The sequence below is a fragment of the Dyadobacter sp. CY343 genome, from assembly GCF_021390335.1.
Classification (GTDB): Bacteria; Bacteroidota; Bacteroidia; order Cytophagales; family Spirosomataceae; genus Dyadobacter.
Genome location: NZ_JAJUXK010000001.1, coordinates 805,714 through 825,371, shown reverse-complemented (window position 1 = coordinate 825,371; position 19,658 = coordinate 805,714). Strand labels below are relative to the sequence as shown.

The window sequence follows — 19,658 nt, the reverse complement described above, 5'->3', positions numbered from 1 at the left end:
AGATTTATTTAAAATTTTGAGAATCTTAAAAAAATCTTGTTACCTCCTGCTCAATGTTACGTCTAAATGCAAAAGTCTACCAAACAGCAAAATGAATATTGTTTCGATTTTATGTATTTTCGTTAACAGCACTGAACATGAAGACAATGGAAACGACCATTTATTACAATCCCGATCTTACGCAGATCATCAACGGAGAGGAAGTAATGTCTCCTAGCCCGAAACTTTCCCACCAGCGGATTCTGATGAAACTTTTGCTGGAATTAGCTGAACATGTTAAAGTGAACGCGCTCGGAGAAATTTTCACAGCGCCGCTCGACACGATTCTGGAAGATAAATTCAATGTATTGCAGCCTGACATACTTTTTGTTTCAAACGAGCGGGCGGCGATCATGCAAGACTGGATTCGCGGCGCGCCTGATATGGTATTGGAAATCGTATCCAAAGGATCTCGGAAGTTGGATATGGTTATCAAAAAGGAAATTTATGAAAGGTATGGCGTGAAGGAATACTGGCTGGTATTTCCAGAAAAAGCGCTTATCGAGGTTCATACCTTGCATTTAGGGCAATATCAGCTTCACGGCAGTTTCACAGGCGAGCACCTGGTACAAACGCCCGTTTTCCCGGACCTGACTCTTGAAGCAAAGTCTGTTTTTCCTTTTTAAACAAGTAATTCCCTAATTTCGCCATATATCGTTTTTCAATAATTTGAGATTTTCATGGCCGAAATTGCCCCTTCGATACTAGCCGCCGACTTCGGTAATCTGCAACGCGACGTTGAACTCCTGAATGCCAGCGTTGCCGATTATATTCACGTAGATATTATGGACGGTGTTTTTGTTCCAAATATTTCCTTTGGAATACCTGTTTGCGAAGCGATTTACAAACACGCAAAAAAACCGCTGGATGTGCATTTGATGATCGAAAAGCCGGAGCGTTATTTTGAGGCATTTAAAAAAGCAGGCGCCTGGGGGATCACAATGCATTATGAAGCTTGTACCCACCTGCACCGGAATATCGAAAACCTGAAAGAACTTGGACTTTCGGCAGGAGTTGCATTGAACCCGCATACGCCGGTTGAATTGCTCACAGACGTGCTGGGAGACGTTTCTCTCGTATTGATCATGTCAGTAAACCCGGGTTTTGGCGGACAGAAATTCATTGATAACACCTATAAAAAGATCGTGAGGTTACATAGCCTGCGCGAAAAATTTGGCTATTCATTCAAGATTGAAGTGGATGGCGGCGTTAATCTGGATAATGCGCCGCTGCTGGTGCGTGAAGGGGTTGATATCCTCGTCGCCGGCAGTTTCGTATTTAGTTCGTCTGACCCGAAAGGGATCATCGAGCAATTGAAAGTAGCTAGTTAGACCCAGGCTTTCCAAACACTCAACTTGAACCTATTAACAGAAAAAAGGAACCGTCGCGCCCGTTTTACACTGCTCGCCTTCGGCGCATTTGCATGCATTTGCCTCAGCTTTATAAGCATTACCCGCCCGACACAAACGGCGGCGTCGAAGTTTCCATTAAAGATCAGTCCGAACGGAAGACATATTATTGATAATAACGGGGTACCCTTTCTGATGGTCGCCGATGTGGCCTGGCAGTTGCTCAGGCGCCTTAGCTACACCGAAGCGGTACATTATATGGATATCAGAAAAGCCCAGTCTTTCAATACTTTCCTGGTGCAGCTGCTTCCGATGCTCCCCACCCAGAAAAACTATCAGAAGGTCGCGCCATTTGTTAATAACGATATCAGCAAACCCAATAAGGCTTATTTTGACTATTTTGATAAAATTATAGCCGCTGCCAAAGAGCGTAATCTGGTTGTAGGGGTGGTTGTTTCGAGAAAAAGCTGGAATGCAGTATTCGACGCGCACAACGAGGCTGCCTGGAAAGAATATGGTACTTACGTAGGAAAGGCTTTTGCGAAACATTCCAATATCATCTGGATCGTAAGCGAGGAAGAATACCAGAGCGCAGCCCAGTTTTCAGCTATTTCAGAGGGAATAAGGTCGGTTTCGGAAGGACAGATATTGGCTTCGCTGAATACCTGTTCGCCGACTAATATCAATGATCAGGCTCCAAACCATTCTAATCTGAAATTCATTATTCCCGATTCAACAGTGACTCCGTCGGAGTATGCGGCGCTGGCTAACTGGCAGAAAAACTCAGCTGAGGCTGCATTGAGACCATTTTTGATCGCGAATTCTGAATTTCCACGAGAAATGACCGACCAATCTGTGATGATCCGAAATCAGGCTTACCAGTCGATTATGAGCTCTGCCGCAGGTTTTTGTCACATGAGCACGATCAAGAATTTTAATCCTACCTGGAAAGTGAATATTGGGAAAGATGGTGCGGAATATATTCACGAACTGGTGAAGATCCTGAAAGGAATTCCCTGGGAATATATGCAGCCCGACAAACCTGATCTGCTGACTGATTCGGTCGATAAAGCGGAAATCGGGATCGTTTCTTTGTCGAACAAAAGAATGTCTATGCTTTACCTGCCTTCGTCAAAACCAGTCAGACTGGACCTCAACCACTTGCAGGGAACCGAATTTGGCGCCGTGTGGTATAGTCCGCGCACGGGCAAACGCTGGGACGGAGGTAAATTCACCAACAAACAACAGGCAGTTGTTCAGCCGCCGGACTCTCAACCGGGCTGGGATTGGATCTTACTGATCGGCTCCAAACAGTAAGTTTGACATTCACCGGTATTCTTAATAATATTACTTAATACTGAATTACCCCCGCCGGGAATAGTTTGCCCATGATTTTATTGAAAAGAATTCTAACATTTTTCCTGCTATTAATTTTTCCGGCTACCGGTTTTGCCCAGGGAGTACTATGGGCCAGTAAGGTACTTGGCTATTCTTCCGAATATCGGCCAGAAGCTTATGGACACGCTTTTCGGGCGAAGCAGATCCTGGGGGAACCTAATAAACTACCTGCTTTTGGCAACAGCCGGTCGGCCTGGTCACCGGCCGAAGCAGATAGCCGGAATGAGGAATGGATCAAGGTCGGTTTTGCAAAAGCTATTCAGGCGAAGCAGATCGCGATCGCCGAAAATTTTAATCCCGGCGCAATTGTCAGGGTATATGCTTACGATCCTTCCGGCAAAGAATATCTTGTGTCAGAGGCTGTGGCGGGTCAGCAGCCGGTTCCGGGCAGAATGTTGCAGATTTTTCTAAAACAGGATATTCAGGTCAATGCCGTTAAGATCGTTCTCCGGCCAGACAAGGTGTCGGGGTTTAATCAGGTTGACGCAATCGGAATCTCTGAAAGTACCGAGCCTATTGAAGCAAAAATCCGCTTTGCGGCCAAGATGGACCTGAAAACCCAGAAAGAAAATATGGGCAGCGCCATTAATACAAAAGCACAGGAAGTTGCTCCAGTCATTTCGCCCGACGGCAAGACGCTATTTTTTACACGAAGTAACTTTGAAGGAAATATTGGTGCTCCTAAACCGCAGGATGTCTGGATTTCTAGTTCAAATGATAAAGGTCAGTGGTCGAATGCAGTTAATATGGGCCCGCCAATTAATACGCCGGGTGATAATGCAGTTGTAAGTATTTCGTCCGATGGGAAAACGATATACCTGCTCAATGAATACCAGCCTGACGGAAGCATGCATCTTGGTTTCTCAAAATCATTTAAAACAAAAACAGGCTGGTCATTTCCTAAACAATCCAAGGTCTCGAATCTGGCCAAAATCGCATTCAAAGAAGGCGCTACCTCACTTGAAATTGCAGTTTCCCCTTATGAAAATGTCTTGATTTTATCCCTTGAAAGAGCCGATACCGAGGGTTCCAGGGACCTGTATATTTCATTTCTCCAAAAAGACGAAACCTGGTCGGAGCCGCAGAATATCGGCGCGACAGTGAATACCGCCGACGACGAAGGCACGCCGTTTCTGGCCCTCGACAACAAGACGCTGTATTTTTCATCCCACGGTCACAGCGGCTTCGGGTCTGCAGATATTTTTCTGACAAGAAGACTGGACGATACCTGGCTAAACTGGTCAAAGCCTGAGAACCTCGGGCCGGCAGTCAACTCGCCGCTTTGGGATGCTTATCTCAATGTGCCCGCTGTGGGCGACTATGCCTATTTCAGCGCCAGCGACAAAATTCAAGGGCAGGAAGATATTTTCAGGATCCGGCTGAACCCTGAGATCAGGCCCGAGCCCGTCGCGATCGTTTCGGGAAATGTGTATGAAGCAGAAACCACAAAGCCAATCAGATCGGATGTTTCGGCTGAGCTCAAAAAGGATAACAGCCTGTTTGCCAAGGCTTCTTTTGACCCTGAAACGGGGGAATATAAATTTGTTCTGCCTTTGAAAGATGCTTACAAAATGTCTGCGGCTGCGGAAGGATACTTTCCTATTTCCGAAGAAATTGATCTTTCCACAGACTCGACGGTAAAATCGATACGGCGAAACCTGTACCTGGTACCGCTGAAATCCGGTCAGCAGATCCGGTTGAACAATACGATGTTCGCACAAAGCAGCGCCGAGGTTGTCAAGTCTTCCTATACGGAACTGGATAAAATCGCAAAAGCGATGACGAGTTACCCGGCGATGGAAATCCTGCTGGAAGGGCACACGGACAATCAGGGGGAAGTTCAGAAAAATGTAAAGCTTTCCTCTGACCGTGTCGAGCAGGTTAAAAAATACCTTTTATCCAAAGGAATTGCGGCAAAACGCATTCAGACAAAGGCCTGGGGGCCAGCCAGACCTATTGCCAGCAACTCAACCGAACAGACGCGCCAGCGGAACCGGAGAGTTGAATTTACGATTCTTAAAATCTAAAAAATATCCTATAAAAGGAAATTTGCTTATTTTCGCGGCAACTGGATATGTTACTTCCGCTGATTTTTGAAAGCGGAATACAGAAATCATCAGCTAATATCTAATGTCCCAAAACACCAAAAGCGAAAATCTGCGTCCCTGGCTTATTTTCTCCATCATTTTAGTAGCAGGTCTCGCTTTAAGATTTTACCGTCTCGATCGGTTCAGCATTTTTTTCGACGAGAAAAGTACAATGGTGGTCAGCCAGGGTATTGTGCTCGAAGGGGCAAATCAAAAAGAAGTTTATTCCACACAAAGGCTGGCGGTTAAAGAATTCTGGGAAGCGCCAAAGCTGGATTACAAGCCGCCTGTCGGCGTGATCAGATCATTTACCTACGAAGAGATACCGACACTGCGCCCATTCACGCCGGCCGAATTTTGGGCGCCCAAAAGTATTCAGGATTATTACGACGCAATTACCCGCAGCGATATCGGCAATAGCCCCTTTTACTATATTCTCCTGCATTTGTGGATGGACATTTTCGGTCTGTCTGATTTTTCCGCGCGTGCGCTTTCGGTGGTTTTCAGCACGATGATCATCGCGCTCACTTTTCTGTTTGGGAAAAGATTTTTCAGTGTAAATACTGGTTTGATAGCCGCTGGTATTGTGGCAGTTGAGCCGTTTTTTGTAGCATATAGTCACCAGGCGCGCAACTACTCGCTTACCTTCTTTCTGACATTGCTCGCTACTTATTTCTTTTTACAAATTATTGAGAATAAGTATAATAAACGAAAAACCTTCTGGCTTTACCTCGGCTATATTCTGTCCGCAGGGCTAGGACTACTATCCCACTTTCTAACCATTTCCGTACTGATTGCGCACGCTGCTTACGCATTGTTTTTCCTGCGCAGCATCAAAGGCTGGATCAGAATGGCGATTGCCGCGGTTTTGTCACTTTCCGGATTGGCATGGTGGCTCACTTTCGGAGGCGGGTATTACACCTTGTACACGCTGAAAGACCAGGCGGATCTTTATAAAAGAATGGCCGAAACCGCCCCTTACAATAATCCCTACGGACTGATATTACCGGCAACGCTCCCCAACGTTTTTGAACGGGCGCTGCCTATTTTTACTGATTTAGTGATATTTACGAATGGACTTACCGATGCATTATCCGGAAGAAGGAATGTAGTATTAGCACTCGCAGTAGGGATTTTGCTAATACTGTGGTTCAGATTTAAACACAAAATCAATACACCAGGCTGGCTGATTCACAGGTTACCATTTCTTGTGATTATCGCGGCCGGCTTTTTCTATAATCACCACAAATTACAATTCACGATTTTGTCAATCAGCATTTTTGCGCTTTCATTTATTCCTGATATTCATAAACAGGCAAGTCCAGAAAAGCGTAAGAGATTGTGGATGTTGTATTTAATGGGCCTTATCCCGACATTTTTCCTGATTTTCATGGCATTCCGGGGAGGACATACTTATGGTCTCAACCAGCGCTACCCTGGGTTTTCTTTCCCTTATGTGATCATATTGCTGAGTTTATTACTGCAATATTTCCGAAAGCTGGATATTGAGTTTAAAGTACTGATCTATGTGTTTCTGCTTATTCAGTTGGGTTTTGTAGGGTTGAGATTACGGGAATTTTACCAGGATAGGTCGACTAAATATGGCTATTTTGCAAATCCGAGAGAACCGAATCCTTACTATGCTGCGGCTCAGAAGATCAAAAGCACTTACCAGCCCGGCGACACGATCTATTACCCTGCTGCAAAACTAGTCGCGATGCGTGAGATGGATAAGACTTTCCTGCCAGTTTCCGTTCAGGATGCTCAGCTGACCAACATTTATCTTCCCAAAGATGCTCAATATGTGCAGGTGCTTGACACGTTGCAGGTTGACCGTATCTGGATCAAAAGATCCGGTCAGGCAGAGCCTGTTGAAATCGAAAATCTGAAAGGTGTGCGCTATTGACCGGCGCTTTCAATAGCCGCACTTTACAAAGCCGTCCAATAAGATTTCGTATATTGCGCACTTAAAACACAAGATTTGACCGTTATTTTGTGAGCAGGTTCTTACATTGACATACACAGCACGCATGACCGCAGAAGACATATTCAACGACCCGAGGCAAATAAGCGGGGAGCTTCGCCTGAAAGTTCTGGGTTTATACCATAAAGCAAATGCGGGGCACATCGGCTGCTCACTCAGCTGCATCGACCTGATGGTCGCAGTTCTTTTCCTTCAAAAATCGGCTGACGACACATTCATTTTATCGAAAGGACACGCGGCAGCTGCATTATACGCCTGTTTGAATACCCTGGGAGAAATTACCGACGAAGAGCTTGATACCTTTTATCTCGACGGTACCACACTTCCAGCCCACCCTGCGCCACGGCAATACAAAGGAATCCCATTTGCGACCGGCTCGCTGGGTCACGGTCTGCCTATCGCTACAGGAATTGCGCACGCGGCAAAAGTGAGCGGAGACGATACCTATTCTTTTGCATTGCTTTCTGATGGAGAAACGAACGAAGGAACTACCTGGGAAGCAGCGCATTACGCGATTCAAAACCAGCTTGATAACCTGATCATGATCATTGATAAAAATGGTTTGCAAGGTTTCGGATTTACGGATCAGGTTTTGGGAGAAACGGCTTCTGTTGAAAAATGGAATGCGATCGGATTTGAAACTATTGAAATCGACGGTCACGATGTGGCTTCTATCAGTATCGCGATCGAGGAGTTGAAAACGCACAAAAACGGTTTACCGAAAGCGATCATTGCAAATACAGTGAAAGGAAAAGGCGTTTCCTACATGGAAAACAAGTTAGAGTGGCACTATTTGCCAATGAATAAGGATCAATATGAGCAGGCAACCCTCGAAGTGAAGGAGCGCTATTTTAATGAATTAACGAATGCTTGATCATTTACCGGTTTACCGCGAGAAAATTGAGAGTTTAAAAGGTCCAATTTTCGTTTTCGGGGCCAGCGGCTTTATCGGCGCTAATCTATTTAATGACATTTTCAAGATCCGAAAGGATTGCTATGCACTAACTCATGATGCAACCAAAGCGTGGAGATTGAAATTGCTCGATGTTCCGTTTGAAAATATCATCCACTGCGATATCCTTTCGAATAATTCCGTTCAGGAGATCTTTGAAAAATATAAACCGCAAACCATATTCAATCTGGCGGCTTACGGCGCTTACAGCAAGCAAAGTAACGTCAACTTGACCTACGAAACGAATGTGATAGGAACGGTAAATATCCTGCAAAACTGCACGCCGGAAATGGTCTACATTCACGCAGGAAGCAGTTCTGAATATGGTTTTAATTGCACAGCTCCAAAAGAAACTGACCGCGTCGAGCCGAACAGCCACTATGCCGTTTCCAAGGTTTCTGCGGCCTATTTACTTGAATATTACGCCAAAGTAGCTAATCTCAAAACATTGAATTTGAGATTATATTCAATTTACGGTTATTGGGAAGAGCCGGACAGGCTGATCCCTAAACTGATTGAAAACGCCCGAAAAAAGCAGCTTCCTTCTCTTGTTTCGCCCGATATCAGCAGGGATTTCGTTTTTATCGAAGATTGTGTAGAAGCGTTTATCGATGCTGCATTGAATATCAAGCAGGAGACTGCGGGCAGATCCTATAATATTGCTACTGGCAAAAAAACCACGATGGGCGACCTCGTGGAAACGACCCGCTCGACATTTTCGATCGCCCAGGAACCGCAGTGGGGCAGCATGTCGAACAGAAAATGGGACCTGGCGGAATGGTTTGGTGACCCTAACTCTTTCGAACAAGACTTTGGATGGAAGGCGCGTACTTCTCTGGAAACAGGGCTCTCCAAATACAGTCAGTGGCAGGAAGAGATTCGCTATGAATACAGCGTGATCCCCGCTTTTGAGAACCCAAAATTGAACCCTGTCATTACTGCCATTATTGCGTGTTATAAGGATGCACAGGCGATACCGTTCATGTACGAGCGGCTTGTGAAAACATTTAACGACCTGAAAGTTCGATACGAGATTATTTTTGTAAACGACAGCTCGCCGGACAATCAGGAAGAAGTGATTAATAAAATTTGTGACAAAGACCCGAATGTGGTGGGGATAAGTCACTCGCGGAATTTCGGTTCGCAGTCTGCCTTTTTGAGCGGAATGGAAATCTCGACGGGCGACTGTGTGGTGCTGATGGATGGAGATTTACAGGATCCGCCGGAAATCATTCCTGCATTCTATGAAAAATGGATGGAAGGAAATGATGTGGTTTACGGCGTGCGGGTGCAGCGTGAAATGAAGCCGCATATTCACTTTTTCTATAAGGCATTTTATAAGGTATTTCAGGGACTCAGCTACATTCCAATCCCCCGCGACGCTGGCGATTTCTCGATGATCGACAGGAAAGTTGTGAAGGAATTGGTTGATCTGCCTGAAACCGAGCAATTTTTAAGAGGTCTTCGCGCCTGGGTTGGTTTCAAGCAGACAGGAGTACCTTATGTGAGACCGGAGCGGATGTTTGGCGTTTCGACCAATAACTGGACGAAAAATATCTGGTGGGCCAAAAAGGCGATTTTCTCTTTCAGTTTCGCCCCGCTTGAATTGATGAGCTATGCCGGATTTGCATTGACGGGACTTTCTATTTTAGGAATTATCTGGCAGATTTTAGCCAAATTCTTCTTCTTCCGGGACACGCCGCACGGAGTTACGACGATCATCGTTTTAATTGTGTTCTTTGGCGGATTAACGATCCTCGGTATTTCGTTTTTGGGAGAATACATTACCAAGATATTTGAAGAAACTAAAAAGCGGCCCAAATACATCCGCACCAGAATCCGCCGCGGAGCCAAATCATACAAAACCGCAGACGAGATTCGTGCATTAGTGAAGCAATTGAGGAAGTAAAAGCAGTAATTGTACTATGGAAATCCGGAACGCGACTGAGTACCAGAGGGCATTCCAAAAAATCGATGGCTTGGTAGCGGCGAAATTTGAGAACTCCGAAAATCAGCAAAGGGAGTTTCTTGAACTAGCGAAAGCGATTCAGGAATATGAAAAAATACATTATCCAATACATTCTTTCGATCAGGAAAGAGTCGTTCATAAATAGCAGTTTGATTCATCATCAACAATGAGAAAAGAATTTTCAAATGCCATGGAACAGTTAGCAGTGGAAGACGATTCTATCGTTTTTATCACTGGCGACCTTGGCTATAATGCACTGGAAAACTTACAGGCGAAACTCGGCAAACGTTTTATCAATGCCGGCGTGGCCGAGCAGAATATGGTAGGCGTGGCCGCAGGTTTTGCGCATAAAGGTTATAAGGTTTTTTGTTACAGCATTGCTCCATTTATCGTGTACCGATGCCTTGAACAGTTTCGTAATGACGTTTGCTTCAACAACTTACCAGTTTTCCTGGTTGGAAACGGCGGCGGTTATGGATACGGGATCATGGGCAGCAGCCACCATACCATTGAAGATATCGCCTGCCTGAGCGGACAGCAGAATGCAAATGTCTGGGTACCTGCGTTTTCCGATGAAGTAGAGCAAGTTGTTCGACAGATCTCGACAGATGCACGCCCGGCTTATCTGCGCTTGGGTGCCGGAAAGACTACTCCCGAAAACAGCATTGCATCAGGTTCTTTCAAGATCATTCACAAGCCCGAAAATGCGGATATTACCGTTTTCGCATTGGGTCCCATTGCTAACAATGTACTGTCCGCACTTGCACTTTCCGAAGAACTTTCGGCCAAAGTAAACGTGGTAACTGCACTGCATTTCCCGTTACATATCACTGACGAACTAGCGGAGCTTATCAAAAATGCACCGGCTATCCTGGTCGCGGAAGAGCATATCAGCACGGGTGGACTTGCGCAGCAATTGTCTGTTCAGCTGCTCGAAAAAGGTATTCTGCCTCGCGCTTTCAAAAGTCTCAAAGCAGAAGGTTATCCAAACGCGCGCTACGGAAGCCAGAGTTATCATCAGAAAATCTCGGGCCTTGACCCGGATTCCATTTTGGCGCATTTAGGCCAGCTAATGATACCGGCATGACAAAAAAGGCTTTAACGATCATTCTGAGCCTGATCCTTTTGTTACCGGTCCTCATTTATTTTACGGTCTGGAACTACTACGCTATCAATATCCCCAAGTGGGACGACCATACTTTCAAGGCGTTCATCATTGAATTCAGCCAGGCAACTGACTGGAAAGGTGAATTGCGTGCATTAATGCGGCAGCACAACGAACATCGGATCGCACTCACCCGGCTGATCAGCTGGCTCGACTTCAAAATTTTCGGTGCATTGAATTACCGGCACTTGATGATCGCGGGAAATGTACTGCTGCTTGCTGTGATCCCGCTTTGGTATGAGCTGCTAAAAAAGAATAAAAAGCCGCTTTTTGCGCTTGTACCCGTTCCATTTTTATGGCTGACGCTCGCATTCCATGAGAATATGTTCTGGGGAATGTCGGCGATCCAGAACTTTGGGGTCGTAACATTGACGCTCTGGACGCTTTTTCTTTGTGTAAAACCAAATTCAGCGGCATTCATAGCATCGCTCGGCCTGGCTATTGTCACGATCCTGACCAGCGGAAATGGACTGCTGGTACTTCCGCTGGGCGCTTTGCTCCTGTTCCTTTCGGGAAATCGTAAAAGATTTGCGCTTTGGCTCGCGTGGAGTATTGCGGCAGTTGTCGGTTACTTCTTTACATACCAAAAGCCAGAGTATAACCCTGAATCGAAGGCCACGATTTTCCAACTCTTTAAAGGATATATGTCCTTTTTGGGTTCCTTTGCGGAATCCTTCCCGGTCCTCGACCATTCCGGGGTTTGCTTCTTCCTGGGTATTGTCCTGTTTTTAGTCGCGATCTCGATCGTTTCTACTACCCTATTCAGAATAATCAGGAATAAATACACCAATAAATTTGAGCGGGTAACCGACCTGTTTTGTCTGGGTACGGTGCTTTTTATTCTCGGGACAGCACTGATCGTTGTTTATTCAAGAGCAGGTTTTGGCATAGAAACGCTGATTACCAGCAGGTACAAGATCTATTCGGTGCTCCTTTTGCTCGTAGCTTATCTGTATGTAGTGATCCCGATCCGCGGCAGTTTCCTGTCTCCTTATATTACGGCAATCGTATTTCTGGCGGTCACCTTCAATATTTTCAGCTACCATTATCATTTGGTAGAAGCCTACAATCTACGGAAAATGCTGATCACAGATCAGTTTAACTGGACTTTCAAGGACAAAGCGCTGACCTATCCTGCCGACACATCCTTTGCCGCAAATATCATTGAAAAAACACCCGTAATCTATGATAAGTGGCTGTCGCTCATTTCAATAGCGGATCGGCAAACCTACGCAGGAAGCTCGCGTGGCCTGGTGGAGCTTTTTGATCAGACTACATTTAAAAAATCATCAAACCAACTTTCGGTTGAAAACAGCGTTTTCAGCAGTCAGCGTTTGCAGGATAGCGGCGTATATATACTATTGAGTTCCAAGAAACGGTTCTACATTTTCCCTGCCTACCGCAGCCGAAACAAGAGCCGCAAGGAATTATTTCTTAAACAGTATTATTTTTCAAGAGGCTTTTACGTCGATATTCCTTTCACAGAACCTTTGGAAAAAGGCACTTACGACATTGCACTAATCCGGCAGGATGGTGATCGGACAGGTATTTTTTTTAAAAATCAGAAAGTTACCATTGACGGAATTAAGGATAACAAGGTGCGGGTAAACTGGTAATCATGCGTACAAATTCGTCGGGACATATTATTCAGCTGGACGGAATCCGTTTCATTGCGATTGCGCTGGTCCTTGTTGAGCATCTTTTTGTAGAAATTAACTCCGTGCCTGTGGGCGCAACGGGAGTTACCATATTCTTTGTTTTAAGTGGATTTCTAATTTCAAGGATTCTGTTAAAAAGCAGAGATAAGAACATAAATGTACCAGGCGGCTTCGGAAAATATTTGAGTAAGTTCCTCATTAGAAGAACAATACGGATATTTCCTGTATACTATCTCGTGATCCTGCTGCTATTCATTTTCAATGTGCCTCCGGTGCGTGAGCAGGTGGGCTGGCTGGCTTTGTACGGGACTAATATCTACATGGCGGTCAACAAGACCTGGATGGGCTCTATGGACCATTTGTGGTCACTTGCCGTGGAAGAGCAGGTTTATTTGTTTTTCCCTTTCCTGATATTCTTTGTCCCGAAAAACAAGCTCATTCCCGTATTGGGAATTATGGGCGTACTGAGCATTCTGTTCCGGCTGTATTATTTCAATGCAAACCAGGAATTTGGTATTGACGATTGGATCGTGACGTATGTGAGTACACCAGCCTGCCTGGATTCATTTGCATTGGGCGGGTTAATGGCGTGGCTGCAGGTTTACAAGAACGATTTTTTTAGTAAGCTTTTTAGTAAAACGTGGCCCGTCGTCTTAGCACTGCTGGCCTGGATTTTGTTACAGGTATGGTCTAAATCGTTCGATAACCGCTTCAATATTTCGTTTGTCGTTTTTGACAGAACAATATCGTCCATTTTTGGGTTTTTCCTGATAGGACGGGCGGTGATGGGATATAATGGATTAATGGCCGCTTTTCTGGAAAATCCGGTGAGTATTTACCTCGGAAAGATCAGTTACGGTTTATACCTCTATCATAATTTCGTCTACAACCATTTCCATAGTGGTCCAATGCATCCGACGGTGCGTTTATTTAACAAGATATATCAATATGTACCCGATTTAAAAGGTTCAGTGGCCTTTGAAGCCCTGGTTGTCATGGCCTTAACTGTGGCAGTAGCGTCCTTATCCTGGCATTTTTTTGAAAAGCCGATCAATGCATTGAAGGACAGGTACGCAAAGTAAATAATCAATCGGCGTATACCGGTTACAGGCTTTATTTATTAATTTCGCACAACCATACCAAATAAAATTCTGCATGTCATACCGTCTCAGTATAGTAATGCCCGCATACAATGAACAGGATTGTATAGAAAAAGTAGTTTATAATTGGACAGATTTCCTCAAAAAGACTTTTCCAAACGACAATACAACCCTGATTGTAATCAACGACGGTTCCAAAGACAATACAAAAGTACTTTTGGATAAACTGGAAAAAGAAGTTTCCAACCTGACTGTGATCAACCAGAAAAACGGCGGACACGGTAATGCAGTGGTAAATGGTTATCGTAAAGCATTGGAACTGAACTCTGAATATGTTTTTCAGACCGACAGTGACGATCAGTTCGTGTCCGACGATTTTAAGAAGTTATGGGAAAAACGCGAGCAATCGCAGTTTATTCTGGGATATCGGGAAGTGCGTCACGATGCAGGTGTGCGCCTTTTTATTACCAAATTTCTTCGCGGAACGATATCAACGGTGTATGGTACTTTCATTATGGACAGCAATATCCCTTTCCGTCTGATAAAAGGAAGCTTCCTGCAAAAACTGATGAACCAGTTGCCCAACCCTGAGCCTTTTGCACCCAATATTTTTCTTTCGGTAATGGCGAAAAAGTCGGGTCAGGAATTATTTGATATCCCTATTACGCACAAAGACCGGGAAACCGGAACCGTTTCGATCGTGAAATGGAACTTGTGGAAAGTTTGTATCCGAAGCTTCAAGGAACTGTTGCGTTTTCGTCTCGAACTGAACAAAAAAGTTAGGGCGATACGTGCTTAACAAATAAGCTGGTGTCAAAAAAGAACTTTATAATAGTCCTGTTGATTGTCGTCATAGCGTCAGCAGGATATTTCTTATATAAATGGACCCGCGGGTCTACGGCTGCGTGGAAGTTTATTCCTACCAATGCAGTCGTGGTGATTACGAGTGAGCATTTACAGGATTCCACTTATGTGGCTACCGAGGCGGGAATGGACATTAAGCGCCTGCCGCTGCTAGATGTAGCCAGTGATAACCTTTCACTGCTGAATCTGTTCGCTACCGATAAGAAAAAGCTGCATAATTTTCTCAAAGCAAAAACAGTTTCCTATTCCTATCACCCGCGTACCAGCACGGAATGGGGGGTATTGATGTATATTCCGGTAACTGAGGAGGAAAAAACCTGGCTATCGAGCCCACAGAATCCAAATATCCGGGCGCTCCACCACAACTTCCAGAACCGCCGCATTACCGATATCGTCGACCGCAATTCACGGCCACTGTTCTCCTATCTGGTGGAAGATAATTTGCTGATCGTCAGTTACTATGGTGATCTGATCGAGGATGCAATACGCGCCTCTTCATTGAGCATTCAATCTTTCCGGTTAAGGTCAAAATTCTCGGGTATCGACGATTCTGACTTCGGTACCAGCATTTATCTGCGCAACGACGCCTGGAAATCGGTTGTTTCGCCTGACAATGCGATAGGTATCTACACAGAATTCGCCCGAAATTTCCCGAGCTACCAGGACTTTCATATTGAATCGAAGCTTTCCAAAAAAGGAAACCTGACATTGAAATCGCTGGGCGCAGATGTGCCTGACTATTATATGGCCAATATCCTGAAAGATATTCCCGGCGTTCCATTTGCTGGCCACAAGCATATTTCACAGCAAACTTCCTTTCTGTATCGCTCAGCGGTGGTTGATAAAGATGCTTTTAAAAAGGAATTTTTAAAGTGGCACAAAAAGCATAAGTCGCCGGCCTGGGACAAGTTGAAATATTACATTTCGGCCGAAAGCAACCTGCTGATCGACAACCTGGGTTCTGAGCTCATTTTGTGTCAACTCGAAGAGAATAACAGTATCAGTGACGGGAAGATATTGCTGGCTGAATTTTCAAATTATGACAAATTAAGGCCAGTGCTTCAAAAGTTGGCGCGGCTGTCAAATTCTGAGAGCAATGCTTCCGTGGATCAGTACCAGGGTTACGACATTTACTCGGTACCCATTCCGGAGCTTCCTTCGGGTCTTTATGGACCGATGTTTCCTGGGTTTCCGAGAAGTTACTTCACTTACATCGCGCCTTATCTGGTGATCAGTAACAACTCACAGGTTTTGCAGAATTATATTGTCGATTATGAAAACCAGATCACCTGGAAACAATCGCCGGAATACGATAGTATTTTAACCAAAACTAATAGCGAAGCGCAACTTTCGGTGATCGTCAACCTGAGAAAAGCGCAGACCAGAGCTGGAAACGAAGGTTTTAAGAAATATTCGGATCTGATCTCAAAAATGGAATCGGTTACTTTCCAATGCCGGTATAATGGGGATAATGCATTTCCTGAAATCACTTTTACACCCAAAAAACGCCAGACCGCCAGCAAAGTACTTAACCGGACTTTCCTGAATATCGATATTGAGTGGCCGGATCTGTTTGACACAGAATTGACTGCGCTGCAAAATCCGGTGGATGGAAGTTCTGAGATACTTTTGACAGACAAACAAAATAATCTTCACAGAACCAACAACTTACGCGAAGGAAAAACCGAAGTGATCGCGAAACTGGATGGGCCGATTGTGACGAACTCCTATAAAGTCGATTTCCTGAACATTGGCAGGCAGCAACGGATATTTGCTACTTCCAGGACAGTTTATGCGCTGGACGAAGATGATTCAACGGTTGTAACTACTTTCAAAGGGATCCTGCCTTCGTCGGCAGATATTAATGCATTGTACGCGATTGACGGTGGGGATGACGGCAGTAACCGGTTCATTATCAAGACTACCGCCGAAGAACTGTTTATTTGGGAGAGTGTCAGCAAGCCGGTGAGAAGGCTTAATAGTTCGGTCGCATTTCAGAATATCCAGGGACCGGTGATCGCATTGAACCAGATCGGGAACAAAGGCTTTATCGTTACCCAGAAGAATGGAAAAATTTATGTACTGAGGGAGAACGGCAGTGTGCGGCAGAACTTCCCGGTCGACATTCTGACAAGGTCGGAAAGTGCATTTACCTGGACGCAGGACCCGGCGACCGGGCAACCTGAGATTGTGGGCGCCAGTGTGTCGGGAGAGTTAGTCACTATTAATATGGACGGAAAAGTGACTTCGCGCAGGCAGCTGTTGCGGCCGGAGCCAGGCTCTTCGTTTAAGATCGTAGCGGACCGTAACTCGCTGGATTGGATATTAGTAAGGTCTGTGAACTCGAAAATTGCGATCATTAGTAAAGACGGAAAAGATCTGTTCGAGATCAAGGATATCTTGCCGAATTCGGTAATCCAATACCATTTCTTTGGGGTGGATAACCGGTTTATCACGATCAAATCGGGCAACTATACTACGGTTTTCGACATGAGCGGCAAGAGACTGGGCGACAAAGCGATTCCTTCCGAAATGCCGGTGCGCCTCACTTATCAGCCAGGCTATTATAAATTATTGATATTCAGCAGATCGGAGAAGAAAATTCAGGTTTGGTCTGTAAAGTTGCGATGACAGGAATGAAGCTATTGAAATATGTCGTATTGGTTGTTGGATGCCTGATTTGGGCAGTTGGCCAAAGTCAATACCTGCTTACCAAGGTGGGTGAATGGCAATGGATCAAAGACGGATATCAATATGGTGATCTTTACAGGCTGGCCAATTTGTCGGCATTCAAAGATCCGAAAGATACTTGCACAGGTTACACGCCCCCGGCCCGCACCCCGCATTCAAAAAAAGTCCACCTATATATTATCGGCGACAGTTTTTCAGAAAAGGAGCGCGTAGGCCCTAGCGATTTTGTAGCAGACAAATACACGCGGGTACATTGGGCTGACTATCTGCATATTAAGCTTGATACTACCGAGACAAATATACTTCTGATCGAATCGGTGGAGCGGCATTTCCGCCAAAAAATGGTCGCGCCTATCCAGGTCCTGATCCCGGACACTGCTACTTTCATTTCCGTGGTAGATCCGCCGGGTTATATGACGCAGCTGGACAATGCTTTTAACGGTACTTTTACCCGCGATCGTCTAGATGCGTTTTTGTTTCAAAATGATTTTTTCCTGACTATTAAAGAATGGAAGGCTGATCTGCAATACAAGCTTTTTCGCCGGGTGAACGAATCAGTCACGCTGGTGAATGATGATCAGGATATGGTGTTTTATATGGATACCGATACTTCCGGGATCACTTCTTCATTTACGCCAGCGGAGGATAGTGAAATTGATTCGATAGTCAACCACCTCAACACTTCTGCCCAATTCGCCGATTCACTGGGCTTTGAGCATGTATTTCTCTCAATAATTCCCAATAAGGTTTCTGTATTGCAGCCGGAATATGGTATTTACAACCGACTGATTGAGCGCATTTATAATCACCCTGAACTGACAATGCCGACCATTGATGTATTGGCTGATTTTCGCCAAATGGGCCGGCATTCTTATTTGAAAGGAGATTCGCACTGGACTTGCGAGGGCCAATTTCTCTGGCTCAACAAAGTAAATACTGAGATTAACCGAATGGTAGCAACTACTCCTTAGCCGCAGCTGCCTCTTCTGCATTGCTCATTCTCGCAGTCAATTTCCCGACTGTCAAACCTTGCACGATAATAGAGAACAATACGACGAAATAGGTGATAGCGAGCAGGATTTCCTTGTTCAACTCATTGTCGATCGATAGCGCCAACGCAATGGATACACCTCCGCGCAAGCCACCCCAAACCAGGATTGTGATCGATTTTCTGCCAAACTTCGTCCGGAACGGGATCAGTTTGACAGGAATATAAATGGAGATAAACCTGGAAAGCAGCACGACTACAATCGCGATGATACCTGCCCAACCATATTGTTTCAAATCGGGGATCAGAAGGAGCTCAAAACCTATGATCAGGAATAGAATAGCATTCAATATCTCATCCACCAGCTCCCAGAACTTGTCGATATAGTCGCGCTCGATATCCGAAACGCCACCCAGATTTTTACCATAATTACCCACAACCAAACCTGCCGCGACCATCGCCAGCGGACCTGACATGTGCATAGCCTGCGCAACCAGGTGCCCGCCCATTACGATCGCGAGTGTGATCAAAACGTGCACATTATAGCCGTCGACTCGATAGATCATTTGAGATCCGATAAATCCAAGTACCACGCCCAGTGCGATCCCGCCGAGCGCTTCTTTGATCAGTAACATGGAAATACCGCTGAAAGATGTGTTCACTTCCTCCCCTCTCGCCATTGCGAGCATTAGAATGAAAACCACAACCGCCATCCCGTCATTAAAAAGGGATTCGCCGGCGATTTTTGTTTCGAGTGATTTGGGTACGCCCGCCTGTTTCAAAATCCCCAAAACCGCGATCGGATCGGTGGGAGAAATCAGCGCGCCGAATACGAGACACTGGATCAGAGGAATTTGGATACCTGTAAAAGGCAGCAGATAAAACATCAGAAATCCGATCACAAATGTGGAAATCGCCACGCTGACAGTCGAAAATACGATTACCGGAAGTCGCTGCTCGCGAAGGTCTTCCAGGTGAATATGGATAGCGCCGGCGAATAGCAGAAAATTCAGCATTGCGCCCATTAAAATTTCGGTTAAGTCGACGCTGGCAATGAGGGTTGAAATGCGCAGAAATATGCGCGGAAACATACTATCAGTCGCAATCAGCCCGATTGAAACGAGTAACGCGATGACCATTACACCAATTGACGCAGGCAGTTTGAGGAACCTTGCATTGATGTAGGAAAAGATTGCTGAGAGAACGATGAGAACTGAAAATGAATAATATAACTCCATGAAATATTTTTAGGCTAGTCAAAAATAGCGAATTGGCAAAGGGTATTCCAAGCAAAACATCCTCGTGAACACGATTCTAAAGGTATTCTAATGTCTTTAAAAAGATGTGATTTGGGCACTTTGTGTAACCTGAATGAGCTGAGAATACCATTTCACCCGATTCTTTCCTACATTTA

15 protein-coding genes are annotated in these 19,658 nt (G+C 45.1%); 14 read left to right on the top strand and 1 reads right to left on the bottom strand.

Annotated elements, in window-relative coordinates:
* Positions 1–137: 137 nt before the first annotated feature.
* From LZG94_RS03375 to LZG94_RS03310, 14 genes are all read left to right on the top strand, one after another.
* Positions 138–665 (top strand): Uma2 family endonuclease, encoded by a 528-nt coding sequence (locus LZG94_RS03375; RefSeq protein ID WP_233790527.1) that lies wholly within the window; start codon positions 138–140, stop codon positions 663–665.
* Positions 666–719: 54 nt separating this feature from the next.
* Positions 720–1,370 carry a ribulose-phosphate 3-epimerase gene (gene rpe / locus LZG94_RS03370; protein WP_233790526.1) on the top strand — a complete coding sequence of 217 codons (651 nt, stop codon included), beginning with the start codon at positions 720–722 and terminating at the stop codon, positions 1,368–1,370.
* 24 nt (positions 1,371–1,394) lie between these two features.
* The gene (locus LZG94_RS03365; RefSeq protein WP_233790525.1) at positions 1,395–2,705 is read left to right on the top strand and encodes a DUF4038 domain-containing protein; all 1,311 of its coding nucleotides are present in this window, start codon (positions 1,395–1,397) and stop codon (positions 2,703–2,705) included.
* 71 nt (positions 2,706–2,776) lie between these two features.
* The gene (locus tag LZG94_RS03360; RefSeq protein WP_233790524.1) at positions 2,777–4,813 is read left to right on the top strand and encodes an OmpA family protein; all 2,037 of its coding nucleotides are present in this window, start codon (positions 2,777–2,779) and stop codon (positions 4,811–4,813) included.
* A gap of 103 nt (positions 4,814–4,916) precedes the next feature.
* The gene (locus tag LZG94_RS03355; protein ID WP_233790523.1) at positions 4,917–6,779 is read left to right on the top strand and encodes a glycosyltransferase family 39 protein; all 1,863 of its coding nucleotides are present in this window, start codon (positions 4,917–4,919) and stop codon (positions 6,777–6,779) included.
* A gap of 124 nt (positions 6,780–6,903) precedes the next feature.
* Positions 6,904–7,731, top strand: a complete 828-nt coding sequence (locus LZG94_RS03350) for a transketolase (RefSeq protein ID WP_233790522.1) — start codon at positions 6,904–6,906, stop codon at positions 7,729–7,731.
* Positions 7,724–9,718, top strand: coding sequence for an NAD-dependent epimerase/dehydratase family protein (locus LZG94_RS03345; RefSeq protein WP_233790521.1), 1,995 nt, complete (start codon positions 7,724–7,726; stop codon positions 9,716–9,718). Before LZG94_RS03350 ends, LZG94_RS03345 begins: the two co-directional genes overlap by 8 nt.
* 16 nt (positions 9,719–9,734) lie before the next feature.
* Positions 9,735–9,923 carry a hypothetical protein gene (locus tag LZG94_RS03340; protein WP_233790520.1) on the top strand — a complete coding sequence of 63 codons (189 nt, stop codon included), beginning with the start codon at positions 9,735–9,737 and terminating at the stop codon, positions 9,921–9,923.
* A gap of 21 nt (positions 9,924–9,944) precedes the next feature.
* Positions 9,945–10,865, top strand: a complete 921-nt coding sequence (locus tag LZG94_RS03335; protein ID WP_233790519.1) for a transketolase family protein — start codon at positions 9,945–9,947, stop codon at positions 10,863–10,865.
* Positions 10,862–12,559, top strand: a complete 1,698-nt coding sequence (locus LZG94_RS03330; RefSeq protein ID WP_233790518.1) for a hypothetical protein — start codon at positions 10,862–10,864, stop codon at positions 12,557–12,559. Before LZG94_RS03335 ends, LZG94_RS03330 begins: the two co-directional genes overlap by 4 nt.
* 2 nt (positions 12,560–12,561) lie before the next feature.
* The gene (locus LZG94_RS03325) at positions 12,562–13,683 is read left to right on the top strand and encodes an acyltransferase (protein ID WP_233790517.1); all 1,122 of its coding nucleotides are present in this window, start codon (positions 12,562–12,564) and stop codon (positions 13,681–13,683) included.
* Between the two features lie 73 nt (positions 13,684–13,756).
* Complete coding sequence (locus LZG94_RS03320; protein ID WP_215233545.1) at positions 13,757–14,500, top strand: glycosyltransferase family 2 protein; 744 nt, start codon at positions 13,757–13,759, stop codon at positions 14,498–14,500.
* 11 nt (positions 14,501–14,511) lie between these two features.
* Positions 14,512–17,196: a DUF3352 domain-containing protein gene (locus LZG94_RS03315; RefSeq protein WP_233790516.1), complete on the top strand. Its 2,685-nt coding sequence runs from the start codon at positions 14,512–14,514 to the stop codon at positions 17,194–17,196.
* Between the two features lie 5 nt (positions 17,197–17,201).
* Complete coding sequence (locus LZG94_RS03310) at positions 17,202–18,227, top strand: hypothetical protein (RefSeq protein ID WP_233790515.1); 1,026 nt, start codon at positions 17,202–17,204, stop codon at positions 18,225–18,227.
* On the opposite strand, the gene LZG94_RS03305 is transcribed toward LZG94_RS03310, so the two are convergent.
* A complete protein-coding gene (locus LZG94_RS03305) occupies positions 18,217–19,482 on the bottom strand; it encodes a sodium:proton antiporter (protein ID WP_215233548.1) in 1,266 nt (421 codons plus the stop codon). The two genes, LZG94_RS03310 and LZG94_RS03305, sit on opposite strands and share 11 nt — an antisense overlap.
* Positions 19,483–19,658: the final 176 nt, after the last annotated feature.